The following is a 6,756-nucleotide window of genomic DNA, read 5'->3' as shown; positions in this document are numbered from 1 at the left end:
GCGGCGATATAGGCCGACTTGTACGGCGAAGCCGTCAGCCCGTGCGCCGAGGCGATGTTGACGATCCGGCCCCAGCCCTTGTTCTTCATCATCGGAATGGTCGCCGCCGCCGTGTGGAAAGCCGACGACAGATTGATTGCGATGATCGCGTCCCATTTCTCCGTCGGAAACTCCTCGACCGGCGCCACATGCTGGATGCCGGCATTGTTGACGAGGATGTCGACCGATCCGAAACGTTCGGCCGCCTTGTCCACCAGCATGCGCGATTGATCGGCTTTCGAGAGGTCTGCCTGGATGTACACGGTCTCATTGCCGGCGCTCGCGGCGATCTCCCTGGCCAGCGCATGATCATCGTCCGTATCGGTGTAGGAATTGAGCACCACATTGTGCCCTTCGGCGGCGAGCGCCCGGGCTATGCCCAACCCGATACCGGAATTGGAACCCGTGACGATGGCGGTCTTGAGTGCGTCGCTGGCCATGCTTGTCCCCGTTTGCGATGCTGTCGTTGCGGTGCAACATAGGCCGGCGATAAAGGCTTGTCATCGCCCTGGCATGATTGTGATGACAGTTTGCCGCCGCCAGCCGGCCGCCAAGACGGCGCCGATTGCGGCGCGTCATCGAAGCCGCTAGAACCGGAGCGGATCAAACAAGAAACCGTCATGAACACTTTGGCAGCTCCTCTTCCGAGACGAAAATCGGTTCCCGTCAATGTCGGCGGCGTCGTCGTCGGCGGCGATGCACCGGTCATGGTCCAGTCCATGACCAACACCGATACCGCCGATATCGACGCGACGGTCGCCCAGTGTGCCGCGCTGCACAGAGCCGGATCGGAAGTGGTCCGCATCACTGTCGACCGCGACGAAAGCGCCGCCGCCGTGCCGAGAATTCGCGAACGGCTGGAGCGGCTTGGCCATGACGTGCCGCTCGTCGGCGACTTCCATTACATCGGCCACAAGCTTCTGGCCGATCATCCGGCCTGTGCCGAGGCGCTGGCCAAATACCGCATCAATCCGGGCAATGTCGGCTTCAGGGACAAGCGCGACCGGCAGTTCATCGAGATCGTCGAAATGGCGATCCGTCATGACAAGCCCGTGCGCATCGGCGTCAATTGGGGCTCGCTGGACCAGGAACTGCTGACACGCCTGATGGACGAAAATCAGAAGAAGGGTTTCCCGATGTCCGCCGATGAGGTGACGCGGGAAGCCATCGTCCGGTCGGCACTGCTGTCGGCCGAACTCGCCGAACAGACCGGGTTGCCGCGCAACAAGATCCTTTTGTCGGCAAAGGTTTCGCGCGTTCAGGACCTGATCGCCGTCTACACCGACCTGGCAGCGCGCTGCGACCACGCCCTGCATCTGGGCCTGACGGAAGCCGGCATGGGGTCCAAGGGCATCGTCGCCTCCTCGGCGGCGCTTGCCGTTCTGCTCCAACAGGGTATCGGCGACACGATCCGCATTTCCCTGACGCCGGAGCCCGGCGGCGACCGCACCAAGGAAGTTCAGGTCGCGCAGGAGTTGCTCCAGTCCATGGGATTCCGGCAGTTCGTACCGCTTGTTGCCGCCTGCCCAGGCTGCGGCCGTACGACATCGACGGTGTTTCAGGAACTGGCCCGCAAGATCGAGGACGATCTTCGGCGCAACATGCCCGTCTGGCGCCAAAAATATCCAGGCGTAGAGGAGCTCAAGGTCGCGGTCATGGGCTGCATCGTCAACGGACCGGGAGAATCCAAGCACGCCGACATCGGCATTTCGCTGCCGGGCACGGGCGAAACACCCGCCGCGCCGGTCTTCGTCGACGGCAAGAAGGCCGCCACGCTGCGCGGCGACGACATTGCGGGCAAGTTCGAGGCAATGGTCACCGACTATATCGAGGCACGCTTCGGCGAAGGCGGCAAGGATGCCGCCGCTTGAGGTCAAGCCAAAGCCTGTAGCTTCGTCGCTCATTGCGGCGCTGTTGACTTGTTTCGCCACCGCAACAAGTTGGGCAATCGAAGATGACTCGTTCGAAGAAGTCGATCACGGAGCGATTTGTTCGCTGATCGAACGCGAAGCGCACCGCAACGGTCTGCCGCCGGCCTTTTTTGCCCGCCTGATCTGGAAGGAAAGCCGGTTCGATGCGCTGGCCGTGTCCCCCAAGGGCGCCGAGGGCATCGCCCAGTTCATGCCGGCGACCGCCGAACGGCGCGGCCTCGACAACAGTTTCGACCCGACTGAGGCCTTGCCCGCCTCCGCGACCTACCTTGCCGCGCTGCGTCTGCAGTTCGGCAATCTCGGCCTTGCCGCCGCAGCGTACAATGCCGGCGAGGCGCGCATCGATCGTTGGCTGGTGGGTGCTTCGACGCTGCCGCTTGAAACCGAGGATTACGTACTGTCGATCACCGGTGAACCCGCCGAGATTTTCATCGAACGACGCCGCGAGATCCGCGACCATCCTCTTGAGGAGGGAAAACCCTTCGGCGAATCATGCGTGCGGATGGCATCGGCGGCGGGGTTCGGCGTTGCCGGCCTGGCCCAGGCTCCGGTCAAGCCATGGGGCGTGCAGGTTGCCGGCGGTTACAGGCGCGCGGCCGTGATGCGGCAGTGGGACCGAATCAAGCGCAGACACAGCACGCTGCTGGCCGGTTTGCCGGTTAATATCGGACGCCACAGGAGCCCGCTCGGACCGAAACCGATTTACGCGGTGCGGATCGGCGCGGATTCGCGGATCGAAGCCAATGCGATCTGCGGGCGGCTGCGGGCCGCCGGCAGCGCCTGTGTCATCAAGAGGAACTGAATCCGGCTAATTTGTACGGTAGGCGATGAAGCGTGCGGCGCCGCACAGAACCGCGGCCCGGGCACCGAAAGGCGCGAGCAACGCTTCGGCTTCCGCGACATGGGCATCGAGCCGGGCGCGGGCCCAATCGACACCGTGCATGCCGACCAGCGTCTGCTTTCCGGCAGCGGCGTCCTTGCCCGTCGCCTTGCCCATCGCGGCACTGTCGGCGGTCACGTCCAGAAGATCGTCGGCCAGTTGAAACGCCAGCCCAATCACTTCGCCGAAGCGGCGCATGCGCGCCCTCTCTGTCCCGCCGGCCGCGATCGCACCGGCTTCGCATGCATAGCGGATCAGCGCGCCCGTCTTCATGGCATGGATGGTCGTGATCATGTCGGACGCAGCATCGCCATGCTCGAGCGACAGATCGAGCATTTGCCCGCCGACCATCCCGCCGAGCCCCGCCGAGCGGGCCAGAAGCAACACCAGTTCGCTGCGCCTCTCGGCCGGCAATCCAGCCGAGCCCGATATGGTCAGATCGAACGCCAGCGTCACAAGCGCATCGCCCGCAAGGATTGCCGTCGCCTCATCGAATTTGCGATGCACGGTGGGCTGGCCGCGACGCAGATCGTCGTCATCCATCGACGGCAGATCGTCATGAACCAGCGAATAGCAGTGCACGAGCTCGAGCCCGGCCGCCGCTCCGAGAACGGCATCGTCCGAACCGCCCAGAAGCGCGTTGACTTCGAACAGGAGAAACGGCCGCAGTCTTTTTCCGCCATTGAGAACTGCATGACGCATCGCCGCCAGCAATCGCTCGGGCCGCTCGGTTTCGTGATCGCGCGGGCCGGCCGACAATTGCGTGTCGAGAAACGCCTCGACAAGGACTGCGCGATCGGAAAGGGACTGACGGAAGGCATCATGATCGGACATGGCTTGCTTTTGGCGTTTTCGTCTCCGATCTGCAATAAGCCTTGTACATGCAGGCGATTGATCGTCCTCAGTCGCCGCAGCGCAACCAAGCAGCCGGGACCATGATCAGGTGAGCCGAGCCAAAGCGACATCGAAGACGGCCGGCAAGGCGGCACGCGGCGCAGCGCCGGCCGGTTCCGACCGAAAGAGGGCAGCTGAGGCAAAGCGCGCCTCAAAGCGCCGGTCCCTTCTTCGGCGGCGTTGGGTTTTCTATCCTCTCGTCACACTGTTTGTCCTGGCAGCGTTGCCGCTGCTGCTCACGCTTGTCTACCGCATGGAGGTCGTACGCCCGGTATCGACGCTGATGCTGTCTCGAATGATCACGCTGCAGCCGGTCGACCGGCAATGGGTGGAGATCGACGATGTCACGCCGCGCCTTTATCAGTCTGTGATGATGTCCGAGGACGGCCAGTTCTGCGCCCATCACGGGGTGGATTTGCGTGAGTTGCAGGCGGTGGTCGGAGATGCGCTGGAGGGCGAGCGCGTACGCGGCGCATCGACCATCACCATGCAGACGGCCAAGAACCTGTTTCTTTGGAGCGGCCGATCCTTCATCCGCAAAGGCCTGGAGGTGCCGCTTGCGATCTGGATCGATCTGGTCCTGCCCAAAGAGCGGATCATGGAGATCTATCTGAACATCGCCGAATGGGGCCCGAGCGGCCAGTTCGGCATCAAGGCCGGCGCCGCTCATCATTTCGGCCGAGCGCCCGATGGACTGACAAACCGCCAATCGGCCCTTTTGGCGGTCACGCTGCCCAACCCCCATGTCCGCGATCCGGCCCGCCCTGGCGCCGGCATGCAAAGGGTGGCCGACATCGTCCAGCGGCGTGCCGCGCAGTCGGGCGCCTATGTCGGATGCCTGCCCCGGTAAGGCGCCAAAAAACGCGGGGCGCCATCTTCCAAAACCCGTAGCGATTGTGTATAGGCCACCCACTTTTCCGCGCATGACGGTATGTGACGGACCGGTCACCGGTCAGGTCACACTGCTGCGCCGATATCTGGAGAAACGAAAATGGCTGTACCCAAGAGGAAGGTCACCCGCGCCAAGCGCGGCATGCGCCGTTCGACCGACGCGCTGAAGAACCCGGCCTATGTCGAGGACAAGGCATCGGGCGAATTGCGCCGACCGCACCATGTCGATCTGAAGACCGGCATGTATCGCGGCCGTCAGGTCCTCGCCCCCAAGGAAGACTAGGTCTTTCGCGTGGTCTGAAAAAACCCGCGCTGGCTTCGGCCGGCGCGGGTTTTTGTGTTGGCGGCTTGTAGAGCCGACTGAGACGCCTACTGGTCGATCAGGCTTGCCGCATAGGCAATGGCACGCTGGTAATTGCCGCTGTCGTTCCAAGCCGAAAGCACACGGAAATTGCGCGATCCCTCGGTGAAGGGCTGGCCGGCGCGCCAGCCATTGCGGCGCAGCATGTTGGCCGCGGTCGCCAGCGCGTCGGCGGAATTGTTGGGATCGGCGCGCCCGTCTCCGCTGCCATCGACCGCGAACCGGATCCAGTTGCCCGCCAGAAACTGCATGTGGCCCAGTTCACCGGACGGTCCGCCACGGCTGTTGCCCGAGATGACGCCGCGATCGACGAGCTTCAGCGCGGCGATCGCATCGTCCTCGAACCGCGGGTGGCGCCGGCAGTAGGATGCGAGCGTCACCGCGCCGCTGACGATCGGCGTGTCGCCCGTATAGCCGCCCCAGGATGTCTCATAACCCCAGATCGCAACGAGGATCGAGCCGGGCACGCCATACTGGCGTTCAAGCGCCTGAAACAGGCCGGCTTTCTGGCCCAGACGGCGCTTTGCCCCCGAAACGAACGAGTTGACGCTTGAAAAGCGGCTTCTGAGAAACTGTTCCGGGCTCCGATAGCGGGTTCCGGTCTGGGAGGAGGGGTTGGATTCGAAGCGCCATGTAATCCCCGAAATCCCGGATTGCTGCAGGGCCTGCATGCCGCGCTGGCCGACCCCGGCCGATGCGGCCTGCTGGGCGAGCGCCTGCTTGTAGGCCTCGAACTGGCCTTGGCTGGTGATGCATCGCGCCGCATGTGCCGGCGCCGTTGCGAGTACGCCAGCCAATACAAGCCCTACACCCAACCGGACCCATTTCGGTGTCATGTGAAACTCCCTTATCTGTAAAGGAATGCTCCGGACTGGCCGTCGCGGAGCTCCGCCCCGGCGCACATTGCCGGATTCGCTCAAGAAAGTCAGTCACAAACACTGCAAAAAAATGAAACCGCCTTCATCGGGTGCCGAATATGGCCGATCCGACGCGGACGCTGGTCGCGCCAAAGACGATTGCGGTCTCGAAATCGCCCGACATGCCCATCGACAAGCGCGCGACACCGCATTCGGCAGCCAGTTTCTTGAGAAGCGCAAAATGCGGCCCCGGATTTTCGTCCAACGGCGGAATGCACATCAACCCCTCGATCTCGAGACCAAGCTCGTCGCGGCATTTGGCAACGAAGACCGCTGCGTCGGGTGGCGCGATGCCTGCCTTTTGCGGCTCCTCGCCGGTGTTCACCTGCACATAAAGCCTCGGACTGCGGCCTTGTTTGACCATCTCTTTGGCCAGCGCCCTGGCGATCTTCTCGCGGTCGACGCTTTCGATCACGTCGAACAGGGCAACGGCCTCGGCGGCCTTGTTCGACTGCAGGGGACCGATCAGGTGAAGTTCGATGTCATCATAGGTTTCGCGCAGGCCCGGCCATTTGCCCGCCGCCTCCTGGACGCGGTTCTCGCCGAACACGCGATGACCCCGTTCAAGAACGGGTCGGATGGCATCGGCATCGAACGTCTTGCTGACGGCAACGAGCGTGACGGCTTCCGGGGTACGCCCTGCCGTCCGCGCGGCCGTGGCGACAGCTGCGACGACGGTGTCGAAGCGATCCGCCGAGGTCAGGTCCGATGTGTTCCGCTGGTGATCCGACACGTTTCCCGCCCCTGCCGCATGGTTGACGCTGTACTCATTTGCCGGCATGACACCGGCGCGCATCCGACAGCTTAAGTGCATGCCGATGCTCCGATTTCAAGCCGCATGGC

Annotated in this window: 8 protein-coding genes; 4 read left to right on the top strand and 4 right to left on the bottom strand. The window is 63.5% G+C overall.

Annotated elements, in window-relative coordinates; translation table 11 throughout:
• A partial coding sequence (locus ACO079_RS00465) for an SDR family NAD(P)-dependent oxidoreductase (RefSeq protein WP_421788882.1) occupies nucleotides 1-479 on the bottom strand: 479 nt, incomplete at its 3' end.
• Between the two features lie 180 nt (nucleotides 480-659).
• On the opposite strand from ACO079_RS00465, the gene ispG reads away from it, so the two are divergent.
• Both ispG and ACO079_RS00455 read left to right on the top strand, forming a co-directional pair.
• Nucleotides 660-1,910, top strand: a complete 1,251-nt coding sequence (gene ispG, locus ACO079_RS00460) for a flavodoxin-dependent (E)-4-hydroxy-3-methylbut-2-enyl-diphosphate synthase (protein ID WP_306026013.1) — start codon at nucleotides 660-662, stop codon at nucleotides 1,908-1,910.
• Nucleotides 1,897-2,772 (top strand): lytic transglycosylase domain-containing protein, encoded by an 876-nt coding sequence (locus ACO079_RS00455; RefSeq protein WP_306026012.1) that lies wholly within the window; start codon nucleotides 1,897-1,899, stop codon nucleotides 2,770-2,772. Before ispG ends, ACO079_RS00455 begins: the two co-directional genes overlap by 14 nt.
• A 6-nt stretch (nucleotides 2,773-2,778) precedes the next feature.
• On the opposite strand, the gene ACO079_RS00450 is transcribed toward ACO079_RS00455, so the two are convergent.
• Nucleotides 2,779-3,684, bottom strand: coding sequence for a polyprenyl synthetase family protein (locus tag ACO079_RS00450; protein WP_306026011.1), 906 nt, complete (start codon nucleotides 3,682-3,684; stop codon nucleotides 2,779-2,781).
• Nucleotides 3,685-3,793: 109 nt separating this feature from the next.
• On the opposite strand from ACO079_RS00450, the gene ACO079_RS00445 reads away from it, so the two are divergent.
• Nucleotides 3,794-4,594 carry a biosynthetic peptidoglycan transglycosylase gene (locus ACO079_RS00445; protein WP_109768344.1) on the top strand — a complete coding sequence of 267 codons (801 nt, stop codon included), beginning with the start codon at nucleotides 3,794-3,796 and terminating at the stop codon, nucleotides 4,592-4,594.
• Between the two features lie 141 nt (nucleotides 4,595-4,735).
• The gene (rpmF, locus tag ACO079_RS00440; RefSeq protein WP_109768345.1) at nucleotides 4,736-4,918 is read left to right on the top strand and encodes a 50S ribosomal protein L32; all 183 of its coding nucleotides are present in this window, start codon (nucleotides 4,736-4,738) and stop codon (nucleotides 4,916-4,918) included.
• A gap of 86 nt (nucleotides 4,919-5,004) precedes the next feature.
• Here rpmF and ACO079_RS00435 read toward each other — a convergent pair whose 3' ends face one another.
• Nucleotides 5,005-5,832 (bottom strand): lytic murein transglycosylase, encoded by an 828-nt coding sequence (locus ACO079_RS00435; RefSeq protein ID WP_306026010.1) that lies wholly within the window; start codon nucleotides 5,830-5,832, stop codon nucleotides 5,005-5,007.
• Nucleotides 5,833-5,956: 124 nt separating this feature from the next.
• Nucleotides 5,957-6,727: a YggS family pyridoxal phosphate-dependent enzyme gene (locus tag ACO079_RS00430; RefSeq protein WP_421788878.1), complete on the bottom strand. Its 771-nt coding sequence runs from the start codon at nucleotides 6,725-6,727 to the stop codon at nucleotides 5,957-5,959.
• Between the last annotated feature and the right edge of the window lie 29 nt (nucleotides 6,728-6,756).

This window comes from Hyphobacterium sp. (assembly GCF_965228115.1).
Classification (GTDB): Bacteria; Pseudomonadota; Alphaproteobacteria; order Caulobacterales; family Maricaulaceae; genus Hyphobacterium.
Note: the sequence above shows the minus strand (reverse complement) of the source record. Positions and strands in the feature narration are given on the sequence as shown.

Bases quoted from the DNA above. Each gene is read 5' to 3' on its own strand.
- ACO079_RS00450 (WP_306026011.1), bottom strand. From the start codon at position 3,684: ATGTCCGATCATGATGCCTTCCGTCAGTCCCTTTCCGATCGCGCAGTC.
- ispG (WP_306026013.1), top strand. From the start codon at position 660: ATGAACACTTTGGCAGCTCCTCTTCCGAGACGAAAATCGGTTCCCGTC.
- ACO079_RS00435 (WP_306026010.1), bottom strand. From the start codon at position 5,832: ATGACACCGAAATGGGTCCGGTTGGGTGTAGGGCTTGTATTGGCTGGC.
- ACO079_RS00430 (WP_421788878.1), bottom strand. From the start codon at position 6,727: ATGCACTTAAGCTGTCGGATGCGCGCCGGTGTCATGCCGGCAAATGAG.
- rpmF (WP_109768345.1), top strand. From the start codon at position 4,736: ATGGCTGTACCCAAGAGGAAGGTCACCCGCGCCAAGCGCGGCATGCGC.
- ACO079_RS00455 (WP_306026012.1), top strand. From the start codon at position 1,897: ATGCCGCCGCTTGAGGTCAAGCCAAAGCCTGTAGCTTCGTCGCTCATT.